The organism is Luteimonas salinisoli (assembly GCF_013425525.1).
GTDB lineage: Bacteria > Pseudomonadota > Gammaproteobacteria > Xanthomonadales > Xanthomonadaceae > Luteimonas > Luteimonas salinisoli.
In genome coordinates this window covers 1-16,234 of sequence record NZ_JACCKA010000021.1, presented here as the reverse complement: position 1 = coordinate 16,234, position 16,234 = coordinate 1, and the positions used below count along the sequence as shown (strand labels likewise).

Here is a 16,234-nt window from a genome sequence, read left to right as displayed (position 1 = left end):
GCGTCCCAGCGCATTTTCGCGATCGCGGCGGTCGGCGTGGCGCTGTTCCAGTTCGGCGACGGTGCCGGCGCGCTGGCCGCGCTCGCGCTCCAGTTCGGCCAGCTGGCGGCGCTGGCGCTCGCGCGCCTGGTCGAGCGCTTCGCGGCGCTCGGCGATCTCGCGTTCCACCGCGTCGAGCTCGGACAATTCGGTGGCCAGGTCGCGGATGCGGCGCGCGCGCTGACGCTGCAGGTAGCGGTGGTAGGCGAGCGCCCGGTTGGCTTCGCCGACGCGATCCTGGGCGAGCAGGAGCTTGAGCGCTGCGTGATCGCCGATGGCATGGGCGGCGCGCAGGAGCTGCGCCAGTTCGCTGCGCTGCGCGGCCAGCCGCTGCTGCAGTTCGCCGCGGCGCGCGGCCAGTTCGGCCAGCGCCAGTTCCCCGTCCGCGAGTTCGGACTCGGTCCGGCGCAACGCGTCGCTGGCCGCGGCGACGCGCTCGTCGGCGGCGCGCAGGGCGCGCGCGGCCGAGCCGCGGCGGCCCTCCAGCCGGCGCCGTTCGGTGGCGACGTCCCGCAGCTCGCGGCGCACCTCCTGCAGGCGGCGTTCGGCATCGCGCTGCTGCTGCGCGGCAACCGGCGCCGCCAGCGCCAACGCCACGACCGCGGCGGCCAGGGCGATGCGCAGAGCCGCCATCGTCGGTGTCAGCCCGGCAGCAGCAGCGAGCGGCCGGTCATCTCCTGCGGCTGGCCGATGCCGAGCAGGTCGAGGAGGGTCGGCGCGACGTCGCGCAGCGAACCGCCGGCGCGCAGCCCGACATCGCGCCCGCCGACATAGATCAGGTCGACCGGCCCGACCGTATGCGAGGTGTGCGGCTGCCCGGTCTCCGGGTCGCGCATCATCTCGACGTTGCCGTGATCGGCGGTGACCAGCAGCTCGCCGCCGCGCGCCCGCGCCGCATCGACCACCGCGCCGAGCGCCACGTCGACCGCCTCGACCGCCTTCACCGCCGCCTGCAGGTCGCCGCTGTGGCCGACCATGTCCGGGTTGGCGTAGTTGCAGACCACCACGTCGAAACGCTCCGATTCGATCGCCTCCACCAGCCGCGCGGTCACCTCGGCGCAGCTCATCTCCGGCTGCAGGTCGTAGGTGGCGACCTTGGGGCTCGGCACCAGGATGCGTTCCTCGCCCGGGTACGGCGCCTCGCGGCCGCCGCTGAAGAAGAAGGTCACGTGCGCGTACTTCTCGGTCTCGGCGATGCGCAACTGGGTCAGCTCGTTGGCGGCCAGCACTTCGCCCAGGGTGTTGCGCAGGTTGTCCGGGGCGAACGCCACCGGCGCCGGGAGCGTGGCGTCGTACTCGGTCAGGCAGACGTAGCGCGACAGCTTCGGGCGCCGGGCCTGGAAGCCGTCGAAGCCCGGGGCGACGAAGGCGGCGCTGAGCTGCCGCGCGCGGTCGGCGCGGAAGTTCATGAACACGACGGCGTCGCCGTCGGCGATCGGCACGGCGCCGTCGAGCACGGTGGGCAGCACGAACTCGTCGTTCTCGCCGCGGCCGTAGGCGGCTTCGAGCCCCGACGTGGCATCGGCCGCGCGCTCGCCCTCGGCCTCGACGATCGCGTCCCAGCCCCTGCGCACCCGCTCCCAGCGCTTGTCGCGGTCCATCGCGTAGTAGCGTCCGCCGATGCTGGCGATGCTGGCATTGCCGTGGCGCGCGCATTCGGCCTGCAGCGCGTGCAGGCTCGGCCCGGTCGAGCGCGGCGGAGTGTCGCGCCCGTCGAGGAAGGCATGCACCGCCACCCGCGGCACGCCGCGGCGAGCGGCCAGCTCCAGCATCGCGAACAGCTGCCGCTCGTGGCTGTGCACGCCGCCGGGCGAGAGCAGGCCCATCAGCTGGAGGGTGCCGCCGGAAGCGATCGCCGCCTCGCACGCGGCGTTCAGTTCCGCGTTGTCGAAGAAGCTGCCGTCCTCGATCGCGGCATCGATGCGGGTCAGCTCCTGGTAGACGATGCGGCCGGCGCCGAGATTCATGTGGCCGACTTCGGAATTGCCCATCTGTCCGTCCGGGAGCCCGACATGACGCCCTTCGGTATGGATCAGGGTGTGCGGGTGCGCCGCGTGCAGTCGTCGCCAGTTCGGGATGTCGGCGACGGCGAGGGCATTGTCGCGCGGGTCCTCGCGATGACCCCAGCCGTCCAGGATCAGCAGGACGAGCGGCTTCGGGCGATTCTGGGCTGTTGGCACGACGTTCGACCCCGTGACTTCGGACAGGTGCGATTGTAGCCAAGCCCGGGCATGCTGACCGTAACGCACCGGCCCTCCGCACACGCAGCAAGGAGAGACGCATCATGTCCCGCCCCAGTTCCCGCTTCCGCTCCCGCCCGACCATCCCGGTGCTGGCGCTCGCCCTGGCGCTGGCGGCCGCCCCGGTCCTGGCCCAGGAAGACATCAGCAAGGTGAACGGCTCGGTGTCCGCCGAAGCCGGCCGCGAATACGGCGACCTGAGTACGGTCAACGGCAGTATCCGCATCGGCGATCGCGTCCGCGCCGAGGATGCGGAGACCGTGAACGGCGCCATCCGCGTCGGCGACGGCGCCGAGCTGCGCAACCTGGAAACCGTGAACGGCGGCATCACCCTCGGCAACGGGGTCGCCGCGCGCAGCATCACCACCGTCAATGGCGCCATCCGCGCCGGCCGCAACGCGCGCGTCGGCGGCGGGGTGGAGACGGTGAGCGGCAGCATCTTCGTCGATCGCGGCGGCAGCATCGAAGGCGGCGTCAGCACCGTCAGCGGCGGCATCGGCCTGGTCGACACCGATGTCGGCGGCGACATCGAGACCACCAACGGCGACGTCACCGTCGGCGTCGGCTCGCACGTGCGCGGCGGGCTGCGGGTGCGCAAGCCGAACTCCAACTGGTTCCTGGTCAACGTCAACAAGCGCACCCCTCGCATCGTCATCGGCCCCGACGCGGTGGTCGAGGGCGAGCTGGTTTTCGAGCGCGAGGTGGTGCTGTACGTGCACGAAAGCGCCCGCACCGGCCGCATCAGCGGCGCCGAGGCCATGCCCTATTCGAGCAGGCGCGCCCCCAACGACTGAGCGCAGACGCAGGCGCGGCGGGGGTATCGACGGCGACGCAAACGGCTAGAATCGGGGTTTCCCTCACGGAGAGCCCGCATGCAACGACCCCTGCTGATCAGCCTGGCCGCCGCCCTGGCGCTGGCCGCCTGCGGCGGCGACCGCCAGGACGATGCCTCCGGCGGCGCGCCGCAGGCCGGGGCCCCGCCCGCCGCCGAAACCCACGCCTTCTCCCCCGAGATCGCCGAGGGCGATTTCCGCGAACTGGTGCGCACGCTCGCCTCCGACGAGTTCGAGGGCCGCGCGCCGGGCTCGCCCGGCGGCGAGAAGACCGTGGAGTACATCCGCGCCCAGTACGAGCGCATCGGCCTGCAGCCGGGCGGCGAGGACGGCGGCTGGTACCAGACCGTGCCGATGGTGGAGACCACCGCCGACGAGTCGACGGTGCTGCGGCTGGACAGCAACGGCCAGGCGCGCGAGCTGCAGTTCGGCACCGACATGGTGATCGGCACGCGTACCGGCCAGGCCCAGGTGGACATCGCCGACAGCGAACTGGTCTTCGTCGGCTACGGCGTCGATGCGCCGGAGCAGGACTGGAACGATTACGCCGGCGTCGACGTCGAGGGCAAGACGGTCGTGATCCTGGTCAACGATCCGGGCTTCCACGCCGACGACGAGAAGCTGTTCGAAGGCAACCGGATGACCTACTACGGGCGCTGGACCTACAAGTACGAGGAGGCCGCGCGCAAGGGCGCCGCCGCCGCGCTGATCGTCCACGACACCGAGGGCGCCTCGTACGGCTGGGACGTGGTGCGCAATTCGTGGTCGGGCGCGCAGTTCGACCTGCGCGCCGCGGACGACCCGGAGCCGCGGCTGCCGGCGCAGGGCTGGATCAGCACCGAGGTCGCGCGGCAGCTGTTCGCCGACTCCGGACACGACCTGGAGGAGATGTACGCGGCCGCCAACCGCCGCGGCTTCGAAGCGGTGCCGCTGAAGGCCAGCATGTCGGTGGACCTGGCGAGCACGGTCACCGAGAAGTCCTCGCGCAACGTCATCGGCGTGCTGCCCGGCAGCAGCCGCCCCGACGAGGCGGTGATCTACATGGGCCACTGGGACCACCTGGGCGCCCATGAGCGCGAGGACGGCGGGCGCGACATCTACAACGGCGCGGTCGACAACGCCACCGGCATCGCCGGCATCATCGAGATCGCCGAGCGCTTCGCCACCGAGGAGCCGGCGCCGCAACGCTCGCTGGTGTTCCTGGCGGTCACGCTGGAGGAATCCGGCCTGCTCGGCTCGAAGTACTACGTCGCCCAGCCGACCTTCCCGATGGAAAAGATCGCCGCGGTGATCAACCTGGACGCGATGAGCGTGGCCGGGCCTTCGCGGGACTTCGTGGTCACCGGCAAGGGCAACTCCGAGCTCGAGGACATCCTCGAGACGTTCGCCGGCGAGCAGCAGCGCACCCTGGTGGAAGAAGGCAACCCCGCGGGCGGGTTCTACTTCCGCTCCGACCATTTCAACTTCGCCAAGGCGGGGGTGCCGGCGCTCTACGCCAAGGGCGGCAACGACCTGGTCGAGGGCGGCATCGCGGGCGGCAAGGCGGCGACCGAGGACTACGCCTCGCGCTACCACCAGCCCGGCGACGTCTACCGCGAGGAGTGGAACCTCGACGGGGTGATCCAGGACCTGGAGGCGCTGTACGGCGTCGGCCGCGTGGTCGCCGACGATCCCGAGCGCTGGCCGAACTGGTACGAGGGCAACCCGTTCAAGGCGGCCCGCGACGAGATGATGGCTGGCGCATCCGGCAGCTGATCGGCCGCACCACCATGAAAACGGCGCCCGTGGGGCGCCGTTTTCGTTTCCGGCACGGGAACCCCCGGCCGGGCGTTGCGATCACCGGGATCCGCGCGCGACGCGTCCACGCCCTTCGTCGCCGGCGTGCGGATCGCGCAACTCGCGGCCGTGACGCCCGCCGTCATCGGCGGAAAGTCACTCGTCTTGGTCGCGCTGCGGGTCCCGCGCGGGGGGGTCTGCCTGGCCGGCTGGTTCGTAGGGCGCAGCCTTGCCCGGTGCGGCGCGCTGGGGCGAATGCAGGCTCTGCTGGTGGTGGCCGCGGTCCGGATGGCTCGAACCGGATCGCGAACCGGACCCCGGCGAGCCGTGGCCGGTCTCCGGCGGCGCCCCCGCGCGCCGCTCGCGCCAGCGTTCCCAGGCCGACAGGCCCACCAGCACCAGCAGCGCCAGCACCGTGGCCAAGAGCGCCAGCAGATGATAGTTCAGCCCCGCGGCCACGCCGATCGTCGCCACCGTGAGCAACGATGCGGCGGTGGTGATGCCGGCGATGGTCTCGCCGCCACGCCGGCCCTCGCTGAAGATCGTGCCGGCGCCGATGAAGGAGACGCCGGCGATCACCGCCTCGACCAGGCGCAGCGGATCGATCCGCATCATCTGCGAGCTGTCGCCGGCAAGGCGCTCGGCCACCGAGAGCTGGCCGATGCCGATCAGCAACGCCGCCGCCCCGGCCACCAGCATGTGGGTGCGGAAGCCGGCGGGTCGCCGCTTCAGTTCGCGCTCGAAGCCGATCGCGCCGCCGAGCAGCATGGCGTAGGCCATGCTGAGGACGACCCCCAACTGCCCATCCAGCATTTCGTTCATGGCGCGGAGCTTCGCGCCGGCGCCGTCATGGCGCGGTGATCAGCCTTACCCGTGCGAAATTGCGTTTGCCGACGGCCAGCACCCCCTCGAAACCCGGTCCGAAGGCCCTGCCGGGATCCTCGACCACCGCTCCGTCCACCTTGACCGCGCGCTCCCTGAGCTTGCGGCTGGCCTCAGAATTGCTGGGAGTCAATCCGGCCGCGGTCAGCAGCGCGGCGATGCGCAGGCCTTCGGCCGGCACCGCGACGTCCTGCAGCGGCAGCAGCGAAGTGTCGCCCTCGCCGCGCACCGCCGCATGCCAGCCGGCGATCGCGGTGTCGGCGGCAGCGGCGTCGTGAAAGCGCGCCGCGAGCTCTCGCGCCAGGCGCAGCTTGACGTCGCGCGGGTTGAGTCCGGCCTCGACGCCGGTCCGCAGCCGGCGCGCCTCCTCGGCTCCGATCTCGAAGCTCAGCAGTTCGATCCACTTCCACATCAGCGCATCGCCGATCTTCATCGTCTTGTTGACGATGTCGATCGCGGGCTCGTCGATGCCGATGTAGTTGTCCAGCGATTTGGACATCTTCTGCACGCCGTCCAGGCCTTCGAGCAGCGGCATGGTCAGCACCACCTGCGGCTTCTGCCCGTAGTGCTCCTGCAGGCCACGGCCCATCAGCAGGTTGAACTTCTGGTCGGTGCCGCCGAGCTCGACATCGGCCTCGAGCGCCACCGAGTCGTAGCCCTGGACCAGGGGATACAGGAACTCGTGGATCGCGATCGGCTGCTGCGCCGTGTAGCGCTTGGCGAAGTCGTCGCGCTCGAGCATGCGCGCCACGGTGTGGCGGGCGGCCAGGCGGATCATGTCGGCGGCATCCATCTTCCCGAACCACTCGCTGTTGAAGCGCAGCTCGGTGCGCTCGCGATCGAGCACCTTGAACACCTGGTCGGCATAGGTCCTGGCATTGGCCGCGACGTCCTCGCGGGTCAGCGCCTTGCGGGTGGCGTTCTTGCCGCTCGGGTCGCCGATCATCCCGGTGAAGTCGCCGATCAGGAAGATCACCTGGTGGCCCAGGTCCTGGAACTGCCGCATCTTGTTGAGGAGCACGGTATGGCCGACGTGCAGGTCCGGCGCGGTCGGGTCGAACCCCGCCTTGATCCGCAGCGGCCGGCCCAGGGCCAGGCGGGCCTCGAGCTCCTCGCGCTTGAGGATTTCGTCGGCGCCGCGGGCGATCAGTTCCAGGGAATCCTGGGCGGGCGTGGCATCTGGCACGAGGACCTCGCAGCTCGGGTCACGGATGTCCGAAAACGTGACCGGGTTGTGAAAATGGACGTTAAGTGGCGTTAACAGCGGCCGATCACGTAAAAGACCTGTCGGCTCAAGCATTTGACGTACCCTGTTCGCGTCTTTATGTTACCTCGCTGACGCGCCCTTCACGCCACCGGGAACGCCCAATGCCGACACCTGCTCCGGACGCGGAACGCAATCGCAGCATCCGCCTCGCCAACCTGAGCGCCGTCGCACAGCGCGCCGCAGAGATCTCGCAGCAGGTTCCCGGTTTCCTCGAAAGCAAGGGCTTCAATGGCCGCTGGACGCGCCGCCACTGGGCGCACGCCAGCCTGTTCGCGACCCTGGGCGCGCTGGTGGTCGCACTGGTGCCGGGATTCTCGAGCGCGATGCAGCCCCCGTCCGGCCAGCCCGCGCTGACCACGATGGCCCTGGCGCTGCCGCCGCTGCCGACCCGCAAGGCCCGCCCTGCCGAGACCGCCAGCTGGCAACAGGTCACCGTGCAGGCCGGACAGACGCTGGGCGAGATCTTCGCCGATCTCGACATTCCCGCCGCCACCCTGCAGCGGATCCTCGAGCATCCCTCGACTGCGCAGGCGCTGGCGCGGATCCGCCCCGGCACCGAGTTCGGCTTCGACCTCGCCAGCGATGGACGGCTGCGCGGCTTCCGCTTCGACCGCGGCGAGACCGAGCGCGTACAGCTCAGCCTGGCCGGCAGCGGCATCCGCGAACAGGTCATCGAGCGTCCGGTCGAGATCCACACCACGGTCGTCACCGGCGAGATCCGCAGCTCGCTGTACGGGTCGGCGCGCCAGGCCGGACTCTCGCCCAAGGTCATCCATACCCTGACCGACGGCATCTTCCAGTACGACATCGACTTTTCCCGCGAGATCCAGCCGGGCGACCGCTACAGCGTGGTGATCGAGGAGCTGTGGCGCGAAGGCGAGAAGATCGGCAACGGCGAGGTACTGGCCGCGACCTTCAGCACCGGCGGCAAGACCTTTTCCGGGTTCCGCTTCGAGCGCGACGGCAAGGCCGAGTACTTCACCGCCGACGGCCGCCCGCTGAAGAAGAGCTTCCTGCGCATGCCGGTCGAGTTCGCGCGCCTGAGCTCGCGCTTCGGCGCCCGCCGGCACCCGGTGCTGGGCAGCATGCGCATGCACAAGGGCGTGGACTACGCTGCCGGCACCGGCACCCCGATCAAGGCCGCCGGCGACGCGCGGGTGCAGTTCCGCGGCACCCAGCGTGGTTACGGCAACGTGGTGATCCTCGATCACGGCCGCGGCTACACCACCCTGTACGCGCACATGTCGCGCTTCTCCAACGTCCGCCAGGGCCAGCGCGTGTCGCAGGGCGAGGTGATCGGCTACGTCGGCGCCACCGGCTTGGCCACCGGCCCGCATCTGCACTACGAATTCCGCGTCAACGGCGTGCACCGCAATCCGCTGTCGCAGACCATGCCGCCGCCCGAGCCGCTGAAGGGCGCGGCGCTGGCGCAGTTCAAGGCGCAGGCCGCGCCGGCGCTGGCGCGGATCCAGCAGGTCGAGACCCTGCGCTATGCGCAGCTGCCCGAGCCCGGCCGTGAAGTGGCCCGCGCGCGGCCGCCGGTCCGCGCCGGCGAGCGCGGCTGAGACCCCGGGAGCTGCCGCCCGGCTGGCCGCGGGCGCGGCGGGGGATCGGCCCGCCGGACCCGCCCGGACAGCGATCCCGCCGGCACTGCCCCAGGCGGCGATGAAGACCGCAGGATGTCCGCAACCTCCCCTCCATCGCTGTACCTGGGCCTGATCTCGGGCACCAGCGCCGACGGCATCGACGCCGCCCTGGTCGGCTTCGACGGCGACCGGCCGCGGCTGCTGTTCGCCCGCACCTACCCCTGGGAACCGACGCTGCGTGCGCGCCTGGTCGAACTCGGGCAGGAGGACGCGCCGCTGCTGCTCGACGATCTGGGCGAGCTCGACGTGCGCATCGGTCATGCTTTCGCGGCCGCGGCGCTGCAGGCGCTGGCCGACAGCGGCACACCGGCGGCGGCCGTGGCGGCGATCGGCTCGCACGGCCAGACCCTGCGCCACCGCCCGCATGGGCGTGCCGGCGACGGGCGCTTTCCGTTCACCCTGCAGCTGGGCGATCCATCGGTGCTCGCCGAGCGCACCGGCGTGACGGTGGTGGCCGACTTCCGCCGCCGCGACGTCGCCGCCGGCGGCCATGGCGCGCCGCTGCTGCCGGCGCTGCACGCGGCGCTGCTGGCCGCGCCGGGCGAGGCGCGCGCGGTGCTCAACCTCGGTGGGATCGCCAACCTGACCCTGCTGCCGCCCGGCGGCGAAGTACGCGGTTTCGACTGCGGCCCGGCCAACGGCCTGATGGACGCCTGGTGCCGGCGCCATACCGGCGCCGCCTTCGACGCCGGCGGCGCCTTCGCGGCGGCGGGCCGCGTCGACCCGGTGCTGCTCGAACGCCTGCTCGACGATCCCTGGTTCGCGCTTCCGCCGCCGAAGTCGACCGGGCGCGACCAGTTCCACCTGGGCTGGCTGGACGCGCGGCTGCGCGGCGGCGAGGCGCCCGCGGACGTGCAGGCCACCCTGCTCGCGCTCAGCGTGCGCACCACCGTGGATGCGCTGCGCGCTGCGCAGCCGGCGACGTCCCGGGTGATCGCCTGCGGCGGCGGGGTCCTCAACCCGGGACTGATGGCGGCACTGGCCGGCGCGCTCGGCGACTGCGCGCTCGATTCCTGCGCCGCCCACGGCCTGGACCCGGACGCGGTCGAGGCGATGGGCTTCGCCTGGCTTGCGCGGCAGACCCTGCTGGGACGCCCCGGCAATCTGCCCGGCGTCACCGGCGCGGCGGGGCCCCGGGTCCTGGGCGGCATCTACCGCGCCTGAGCGCGCGGGTTTCCGTCGGCAACGCGGCGGCCTGGGCGTGACGCACAGCGGCGCCGCGTTTCGCTACGATGGGCCGCTCCGCGCGCCGCCGGCGCACGGGCCGTTCGCCGGCGGCGTTGCGTCCGGCCTCCCGGATCCCGCCGCATGCTCGAAGACATCGCCCTGCAGAACGTCCTGGTCGCACTCGCGGTCACCACCGGCGCGGGGCTGGCGACAGGGCTGGGCGGATTGCTGGTGTTCACCACCAAATCCCCCAACGCACGCATGCTGGCGTTCGGCCTGGCATTCGCCGGCGGCGCCATGGTCTACGTCTCGCTGTCGGAGATCCTCAACAAGTCCATCGCCTCGTTCACGGGCGTCTACGGCGAGGCGCAGGGATTTTCCTACGGCACTTTGGCGTTCCTGTCGGGTGTGATGCTGATCGTGCTGATCGACCGGATGATTCCCAACCCGCACGAGCGCCTGGAAGCCGACGACCCGTTCTTCCGCGAACACAACCGCGAGTACATCAAGCGCGTCGGACTGCTGACCGCACTGGCGATCACCGCGCACAACTTCCCGGAGGGACTGGCGACGTTCTTCGCCACGCTGGAGGACCCGCGGGTCGGCCTGCCGCTCGCCTTCGCCATCGCCATCCACAACATTCCCGAGGGCATCGCCATCGCCGTGCCCGTGTACTACGCCACGGGCAACAAGCGCTATGCCTTCGTCGCCTGCCTGCTCTCGGGGCTGGCCGAGCCGGTCGGCGCGATCATCGGCTACGCATTGCTGGCGCCGTACCTGTCGGAATCGATGTTCGGCGCGCTGTTCGGGGTGATCGCCGGGGTCATGGTGTTCCTCGCCCTGGACGAACTGCTGCCGGCGGCCAAACGCTACGCCAAGGGCCACGAGACCGTGTACGGCCTGGTCACGGGCATGGGCGCCCTGGCCATCAGCCTGATGCTGTTCAAGTGGTGAGGCTTGCGGTGCGGATCCAACCGCAGGCGGGGGAAGGCGCCCCCACCTGCGGCCATGCTGCTCAGTGCCAGCCGTCGAAGTAGCGGGCGTCGGCGGTCACTGTCCTGGTGGCGCCCGTGGCATGGTCCGTGATCGTCACCTCCATCCTGACCAGGCCGTCGCCCGAATAATCGGTTGCGATCCAGGTGCTGCAGACCTGGGTGTTCCCGCAGCCCGGCGGCGGTGCCCCGGTATCGCGATCCTTCCAGGCGAACGAATAGCTGCCGGCCGGCAGCTGGACGACTTCGAAGTACGCGATGGCCGGGTTGTCGCCCGACCAGGGGGTCCAGGTGGCGAAGCAGTAGTTCGGGGTGGCCTGATCGAACGCATAGGTGTCCACGAAGCATTCCAGGACGGCGTTCGTCAGGTTCGCTGCAACGGCCTGCTGCGGGACGGTTCCCGCGGACGCGGCCAGAGCAACTGCCATCAGGGCGGACATCGACTTCCTTTCCATGCTCATCTCCCTTGGTTACCGAGGTTGCGCCGGCACGCCTGCGCCGGCCAGGTAATTTGGCAACACCGGCGATCCCACGACCGTGACCCCGTAGGCAGTACGCGGGCGGTCCCTTGCCGCTCGTCGGGCAGGGCGGTCGGGACCGGAGTCCATGGGTGAAGGACCGTGGGAGACGCAGCCGGATCGCGGCTGCGGCCGCAAAAAAAAAGCCCGGCGTGCACGCCGGGCCTTCTTTTTGTCGGACGGATGTTGCGTTCAGGCCGCGAACAGCGCCTTCATCTTCTTCAGCGCGTTGGACTCGACCTGGCGGATGCGCTCGGCCGAGACGCCGTACTCGTCGGCGAGCTCCTGCAGGGTGATCCTGTTCTCGTCGTCGAGCCAGCGGCGCCGGATGATGTCGCGCGAGCGGGGGTCCAGTTCGGCCAGGCCCTCGCGCAGCAGCGCCAGCTGGTCGTCCTCGCTGTCCTCGCGCTCGTAGAGCTGCGCCGGGTCCTCGTCCTGCGACATCAGATAGCCGGACGGCGCCGGCGGGGCGTGGTCGTCGTCCTCGTCGGCGGAAGCATCGAAGCCGACGTCGCGCCCGGACAGCCGCGATTCCATCTCCATCACCTCGCGCTCGGAGACGTTCAGGTCGGCCGCCACCACGCGCACTTCCTCGGCGTTCAACCAGCCCAGGCGCTTCTTGCTCTTGCGCAGGTTGAAGAACAGCTTGCGCTGCGCCTTGGTGGTGGCCACCTTGACGATGCGCCAGTTGCGCAGGATGTACTCGTGCATCTCGGCGCGGATCCAGTGCACGGCGAACGACACCAGGCGCACGCCGACGCCGGGGTCGAAGCGCTTGACCGCCTTCATCAGGCCGATGTTGCCTTCCTGGATCAGGTCGCCGAGCGGCAGGCCGTAGCCGTTGTAGCCGCGCGCGACGTGGACCACGAAGCGCAGGTGCGAATGCACCAGTTCACGCGCCGCGTCGAGGTCTTCCTGGTCGCGGTAGCGGTGCGCCAGCGCCTGCTCGTCCTCGACCGAAAGCACCGGGATCTGGTGGACGGCGTTGATGTACGCGTCCAGCGAGCCCAGCGAGCTGGGGACCGGCAGGTTGTTGGCGACCAGTGCGGTGGAAGAGGTCATCTGGGTCATGGGGGCCATTCTATCAGTGTGCAGATCTGACCGGTGCAGCCGTAGGAAGTTCCCCAGCGTTCCCTCACTGGAACGGAGCAGCTGCAAGTGATTGATTTACGCGCCAGTTCGGCCTGCAGCGGCATCGACTCGTCGAGCGCGGCGCCGCCGGCGCGGTCAGGCAGCGCATCGTTGCCTGGAAACGGCCGCAGCCAGGGGACCTATCCTGCGACGACGGCGGTGAAGGCCGGGTGCCGGCCCGGGCTCGCGGCACCGGATCCGCGGCCTCAGAGCTCCAGTTCCGCGCGCGGCGGCAGCGACCAGTCGATCGGCGCGGCGCCAGTGCGCACCAGATAGTCGTTGGCGGCCGAAAAATGCCCGCAGCCGAGGAAGCCGCGATGTGCCGACAGGGGCGAGGGATGGGTGGTCCTGAGCACCCGATGGCGGCGCGCGTCGATGACCGCTCCCTTCTTCTGCGCGTAGCTGCCCCAGAGCATGAACACCAGGCCTTCGCGCTCGCGGCCCAACGTTTCCACCGCATGATCGGTGAACGCCTCCCAGCCGCGGCCCTGGTGCGCGCCCGCGCGCCCCTGCTCCACGGTGAGCACAGCATTGAGCAGCAGCACCCCGCGATGCGCCCATGGCAGCAGGCAGCCGTGGCCGGGCGGAGCGATGCCGAGGTCGCGCTCGATCTCCTTGAACATGTTCTGCAGCGACGGCGGCACCGGTACCCCGGGCCGCACCGAGAAACACAGCCCGTGCGCCTGGCCGGGTCCGTGGTAGGGATCCTGGCCGAGGATCACCACCCTGACCGCATCGAACGGCGTGGCGTCGAAGGCGGCGAAGATCTCCGGGCCGGGCGGGTAGATCCGAGCCCCCGCGGCCTTGCGCTGGCGCAGGAACGCGGACAGTTCCCGCATCTCCGGCCGCAGCAGATAGTCCCCGACACGGGCCTTCCAGGTCGGCTCGAGTTGGATGCGGTCGGCGTCAGGCATGACCGGACGCGCGGCCCATCCTCGCCAGCCGCAGCTGGAACAGCGCCTTGGTCACCAGCAGGCGCTCCTCGATCGGCTTGAGCACCAGGTCGTTGGCGCCGTCGCGCAGCAGGCCCATCTGGTTGACGCGGTTGTCGTCGCCGGTCATCACCAGCACCGGCAGGCGGCGCTTGCCGTAGCCGAACTCCTGGCGCACCGCCTGCAGCAGGTCGCGGCCGCTGAGCTCGCCCTTGAGGTACACGTCAGTCAGCAGCAGGTCGGCGCCGGGAGCCACGTCGCTGCCGCGCCATTCGCGCAGCCAGTCCAGCGCGTCCTCGGCGCTGATCACGTGGGTCACCTCCATGCCGTGCGACTGCAGCATGCGCCGGGTCGCCAGCGCCACCGTGCGGCTGTCCTCCACGTAGAGCACGTGCGCGCCGGGGATGGCCTCGGGCATCACGTAGCCGCGAATGAAGGTCGCCAACGCCTGGTGGCCATTGGCCTTGTCGAAGTAGTCGGTGACGTCCTCGGTGAAGCGGCGCGACTCCAGGTGTCCCTGGGCGTCGCCGGAGACCACGATCACCGGCACGTAGCGCTGGGCGGCGGCGCGGCGCACCACGCGCGCCAGCTGCAGGCCGTCGCCGTCGGGAAGCACCAGCGCGGTGGTCACCAGGTCCACCGGCGCCTCCTCCAGCGCCGCGCGCGCCTCGGCCAGACCGGCGCAGGCCACCACCTCCACCGCCGGCAGCTCCTTGCGCAGCACGTCGCCGATCAGCCGACGCACCAGCTTGGAGCCGTCGACCACCATGATCCGCGGCGACTCGCTCACCAGGTGCCGCAGGTCGTGTCCGTCGGTCTTCGAGGTCGTCATGGCGCTCCCTGTCAGGTCTCGGTGGGGCGGGTCTGGCGCAGGAAATGACCGGTCACCAGGCTGGCGCCCAGCCAGCCGAGCGCCGCGGCGCCGAGCACGACGGCGAGCAGCTGCGCCGGAGCGAACCCGGAGAGCGCGAAGCCACTGCCGTAGCTCGCCGCAAGGCCGGCCACCGCATCGTTCAGCGCCAGTCCGGCCACTCCCAGCAAGCCCAGCGCCAGCGCGCCGGCGGCGAGCCCGTACCACGTGCCCAGGTACAGGAACGGCCGGCGGATGAAGCCGTCGGTGGCCCCGAGCAGCTGCAGCACGCCGATCTCCTCCCGACGCGCCTGGATGTCCAGCCGGACGGTATTGCCGACCACCAGCAGCGCGCCCAGCCCGAGCAGTACCGCCAGCACCCAGACCACGCGGCCGCCGAAACGCAGCCAGCCGTCCAGGCGCTGCCGCCACTGCGCGTCGTGCTGCACCAGATCGGCCTCGGGCAGCCGCGCCAGCGACCCGGCGAGCAGGGTCTCGTCGCCGGCCGGCACCACCACCAGCACCGCCGGCAGCGGGTTCTCCCCGACCGCGTCGATGGCTTCGCCGAGGCCGCCGCGCTCGCGCAGCTCCTGCAGGCCCTGCTCCGGCGTGCGCAGGTCCACGGCGGCGATGTCGGCCCGCCCGCGCAGCTCTTCGGCCAGCGCCCGGGCGCGCTCCTGCGGCACGTCCAGGCCCAGGAACACCGAGATCTCGCGCGACTGCTGCACCCCGCCCGAGAGCCGGGCGACGTTGTCCAGCACCAGCCACAGGCCCAGCGGCAGCGCCAGCGCCACGGCCATCACGCCGATGGTGAGCGCGGTCGCCCACGGCCTGCGGAACACGCGGCCCAGGCTGGAGACGAAGCTGTAGAGGTGGTGGTCGGCCCAGGTTCCCAGTCGCGAATGGGTGTCGCGCCCTGGGAGGTTGCCGTGCGGCTCAGCCATCGGCCAGGTCCTCCGGGGCGATGTCGTCGACCAGGCGGCCCTGGTCGAGGACCAGCACGCGCTTGCGCATGCGCCGCACCAGGGCCAGGTCGTGGCTGGCCACCAGCACGCTGGTACCGCGGTCGGGCAGCTCCGCGAACAGGGCCATGATCTCCGCCGACAGGGTGGGATCGAGGTTGCCGGTGGGCTCGTCGGCCACCAGCAGCCGGGGCTCGGCGACGATGGCGCGGGCGATGCCGACGCGCTGCTGCTCGCCCGCCGACAACTGGCCGGGAAGCGCGCGCTCGCGCGGCCCGAGGCCGAGGCGCTCGAGAGCGCTGCGCACCCGCTTGGCGATCTCGGCGCGGCGCATCCCGCGCAGGATCAGCGGCAGGGCGATGTTCTCGTACACGCTGCGGTCGGTGAGCAGGCGGTGGTCCTGGAACACCACGCCGACGTCGCGACGGTGCATCGCTACGCGCCGGCCGCGCACCCGCAGCAGGTTGCGCTCGGCGAACAGCACCGCGCCGCGGCTGGGCCGCTCGGACAGGTGCACCAGCCTGAGCAGGGTGCTCTTGCCGGCGCCGGAATGGCCGGTGACGAACAGCATCTCTCCCGCGGCGACGTCGAAGCTGACCTCGGACAGCGCGACGTGCCCGCCCGGATACTGCTTGCTGACGCTGTCGAAGCGGAGGACGCTCATGCGGGGGACTGCGCGGGGGACCGGGCAAGCTTAGCGAACTTCGCCGCAGCGATCGTTGCGCGGGCGCCCCGACCACCCGCGAACGCATCCGGAGCGCGCGATCGCGGCCGGACGGTCAGTGGCGAGTGTTGGGCGCCCGGGTGACCAGTTTCCTCAGCCCGCGGCCGATCCGCGACAGCAGCGACGGCTCCTGGCCCTGCTGCGCCGGCGCCTGGCGTTGCGTCGGGGCGGACTCGACCGCCGGCTTGCGCGAAGCCGCCGGCGCCGCGTCGCCGCTGCGCGGCTTGGCGGCGGGCCGGGCGGTGCCCTGCGCGGGTCCGGTCTCGCCATCGACG

15 protein-coding genes and 1 pseudogene are annotated in these 16,234 nt (G+C 71.2%); 5 read left to right on the top strand and 11 right to left on the bottom strand.

Features of this window, described 5'->3' with window-relative positions:
- Nucleotides 1-672: murein hydrolase activator EnvC family protein (locus H0E84_RS02625; RefSeq protein WP_425600451.1), on the bottom strand; the 672-nt coding region annotated here is incomplete at its 3' end.
- 8 nt (nucleotides 673-680) lie between these two features.
- Complete coding sequence (gene gpmI, locus H0E84_RS02620) at nucleotides 681-2,219, bottom strand: 2,3-bisphosphoglycerate-independent phosphoglycerate mutase (RefSeq protein ID WP_180677069.1); 1,539 nt, start codon at nucleotides 2,217-2,219, stop codon at nucleotides 681-683.
- Between the two features lie 104 nt (nucleotides 2,220-2,323).
- On the opposite strand from gpmI, the gene H0E84_RS02615 reads away from it, so the two are divergent.
- Entirely contained in the window at nucleotides 2,324-3,073 is a 750-nt protein-coding gene (locus tag H0E84_RS02615) for a DUF4097 family beta strand repeat-containing protein (RefSeq protein ID WP_257644028.1), read from the top strand.
- A gap of 78 nt (nucleotides 3,074-3,151) precedes the next feature.
- Complete coding sequence (locus H0E84_RS02610; protein WP_180677068.1) at nucleotides 3,152-4,867, top strand: M28 family metallopeptidase; 1,716 nt, start codon at nucleotides 3,152-3,154, stop codon at nucleotides 4,865-4,867.
- A gap of 177 nt (nucleotides 4,868-5,044) precedes the next feature.
- Here the strand turns inward: H0E84_RS02610 and H0E84_RS02605 are convergent, their stop codons facing one another.
- Both H0E84_RS02605 and tyrS read right to left on the bottom strand, forming a co-directional pair.
- On the bottom strand, nucleotides 5,045-5,710 hold the full coding sequence (locus H0E84_RS02605; RefSeq protein WP_180677067.1) for an MgtC/SapB family protein: 666 nt from the start codon (nucleotides 5,708-5,710) through the stop codon (nucleotides 5,045-5,047).
- Nucleotides 5,711-5,735: 25 nt separating this feature from the next.
- Nucleotides 5,736-6,956: a tyrosine--tRNA ligase gene (gene tyrS, locus H0E84_RS02600; RefSeq protein WP_345776257.1), complete on the bottom strand. Its 1,221-nt coding sequence runs from the start codon at nucleotides 6,954-6,956 to the stop codon at nucleotides 5,736-5,738.
- Between the two features lie 182 nt (nucleotides 6,957-7,138).
- On the opposite strand from tyrS, the gene H0E84_RS02595 reads away from it, so the two are divergent.
- The 3 genes from H0E84_RS02595 (at nucleotide 7,139) to zupT (ending at nucleotide 10,804) form a co-directional block, all read left to right on the top strand.
- The gene (locus tag H0E84_RS02595; RefSeq protein WP_180677065.1) at nucleotides 7,139-8,602 is read left to right on the top strand and encodes a peptidoglycan DD-metalloendopeptidase family protein; all 1,464 of its coding nucleotides are present in this window, start codon (nucleotides 7,139-7,141) and stop codon (nucleotides 8,600-8,602) included.
- A 114-nt stretch (nucleotides 8,603-8,716) separates the two neighbouring features.
- Nucleotides 8,717-9,847 carry an anhydro-N-acetylmuramic acid kinase gene (locus tag H0E84_RS02590; RefSeq protein ID WP_180677064.1) on the top strand — a complete coding sequence of 377 codons (1,131 nt, stop codon included), beginning with the start codon at nucleotides 8,717-8,719 and terminating at the stop codon, nucleotides 9,845-9,847.
- Nucleotides 9,848-9,991: 144 nt separating this feature from the next.
- Entirely contained in the window at nucleotides 9,992-10,804 is an 813-nt protein-coding gene (gene zupT, locus H0E84_RS02585; protein WP_180677063.1) for a zinc transporter ZupT, read from the top strand.
- Between the two features lie 61 nt (nucleotides 10,805-10,865).
- Here the strand turns inward: zupT and H0E84_RS02580 are convergent, their stop codons facing one another.
- The 7 genes and pseudogenes from H0E84_RS02580 to H0E84_RS02550 form a co-directional block, all read right to left on the bottom strand.
- Entirely contained in the window at nucleotides 10,866-11,282 is a 417-nt protein-coding gene (locus tag H0E84_RS02580; protein ID WP_180677062.1) for a hypothetical protein, read from the bottom strand.
- 270 nt (nucleotides 11,283-11,552) lie between these two features.
- Complete coding sequence (gene rpoH / locus H0E84_RS02575) at nucleotides 11,553-12,431, bottom strand: RNA polymerase sigma factor RpoH (protein WP_180677061.1); 879 nt, start codon at nucleotides 12,429-12,431, stop codon at nucleotides 11,553-11,555.
- A gap of 266 nt (nucleotides 12,432-12,697) precedes the next feature.
- Complete coding sequence (gene ung / locus H0E84_RS02570; protein ID WP_180677060.1) at nucleotides 12,698-13,405, bottom strand: uracil-DNA glycosylase; 708 nt, start codon at nucleotides 13,403-13,405, stop codon at nucleotides 12,698-12,700.
- Nucleotides 13,398-14,255 (bottom strand): response regulator, encoded by an 858-nt coding sequence (locus H0E84_RS02565; RefSeq protein WP_180677059.1) that lies wholly within the window; start codon nucleotides 14,253-14,255, stop codon nucleotides 13,398-13,400. Before H0E84_RS02565 ends, ung begins: the two co-directional genes overlap by 8 nt.
- 11 nt (nucleotides 14,256-14,266) lie before the next feature.
- Nucleotides 14,267-15,217 (bottom strand): permease-like cell division protein FtsX, encoded by a 951-nt coding sequence (ftsX, locus tag H0E84_RS02560; RefSeq protein WP_180677058.1) that lies wholly within the window; start codon nucleotides 15,215-15,217, stop codon nucleotides 14,267-14,269.
- Nucleotides 15,210-15,899, bottom strand: coding sequence for a cell division ATP-binding protein FtsE (gene ftsE, locus H0E84_RS02555; RefSeq protein WP_180677057.1), 690 nt, complete (start codon nucleotides 15,897-15,899; stop codon nucleotides 15,210-15,212). Before ftsE ends, ftsX begins: the two co-directional genes overlap by 8 nt.
- A 115-nt stretch (nucleotides 15,900-16,014) precedes the next feature.
- A pseudogene (locus tag H0E84_RS02550) lies at nucleotides 16,015-16,234 on the bottom strand (hypothetical protein); the annotation flags it as partial.

Coding starts and splice junctions, on each gene's coding strand:
- H0E84_RS02615 (WP_257644028.1), top strand. CDS start 2,324: ATGTCCCGCCCCAGTTCCCGCTTCCGCTCCCGCCCGACCATCCCGGTG.
- H0E84_RS02610 (WP_180677068.1), top strand. CDS start 3,152: ATGCAACGACCCCTGCTGATCAGCCTGGCCGCCGCCCTGGCGCTGGCC.
- H0E84_RS02605 (WP_180677067.1), bottom strand. CDS start 5,710: ATGAACGAAATGCTGGATGGGCAGTTGGGGGTCGTCCTCAGCATGGCC.
- H0E84_RS02595 (WP_180677065.1), top strand. CDS start 7,139: ATGCCGACACCTGCTCCGGACGCGGAACGCAATCGCAGCATCCGCCTC.
- H0E84_RS02590 (WP_180677064.1), top strand. CDS start 8,717: ATGTCCGCAACCTCCCCTCCATCGCTGTACCTGGGCCTGATCTCGGGC.
- zupT (WP_180677063.1), top strand. CDS start 9,992: ATGCTCGAAGACATCGCCCTGCAGAACGTCCTGGTCGCACTCGCGGTC.
- H0E84_RS02580 (WP_180677062.1), bottom strand. CDS start 11,282: ATGTCCGCCCTGATGGCAGTTGCTCTGGCCGCGTCCGCGGGAACCGTC.
- rpoH (WP_180677061.1), bottom strand. CDS start 12,431: ATGACCCAGATGACCTCTTCCACCGCACTGGTCGCCAACAACCTGCCG.
- ung (WP_180677060.1), bottom strand. CDS start 13,405: ATGCCTGACGCCGACCGCATCCAACTCGAGCCGACCTGGAAGGCCCGT.
- H0E84_RS02565 (WP_180677059.1), bottom strand. CDS start 14,255: ATGACGACCTCGAAGACCGACGGACACGACCTGCGGCACCTGGTGAGC.
- ftsX (WP_180677058.1), bottom strand. CDS start 15,217: ATGGCTGAGCCGCACGGCAACCTCCCAGGGCGCGACACCCATTCGCGA.
- ftsE (WP_180677057.1), bottom strand. CDS start 15,899: ATGAGCGTCCTCCGCTTCGACAGCGTCAGCAAGCAGTATCCGGGCGGG.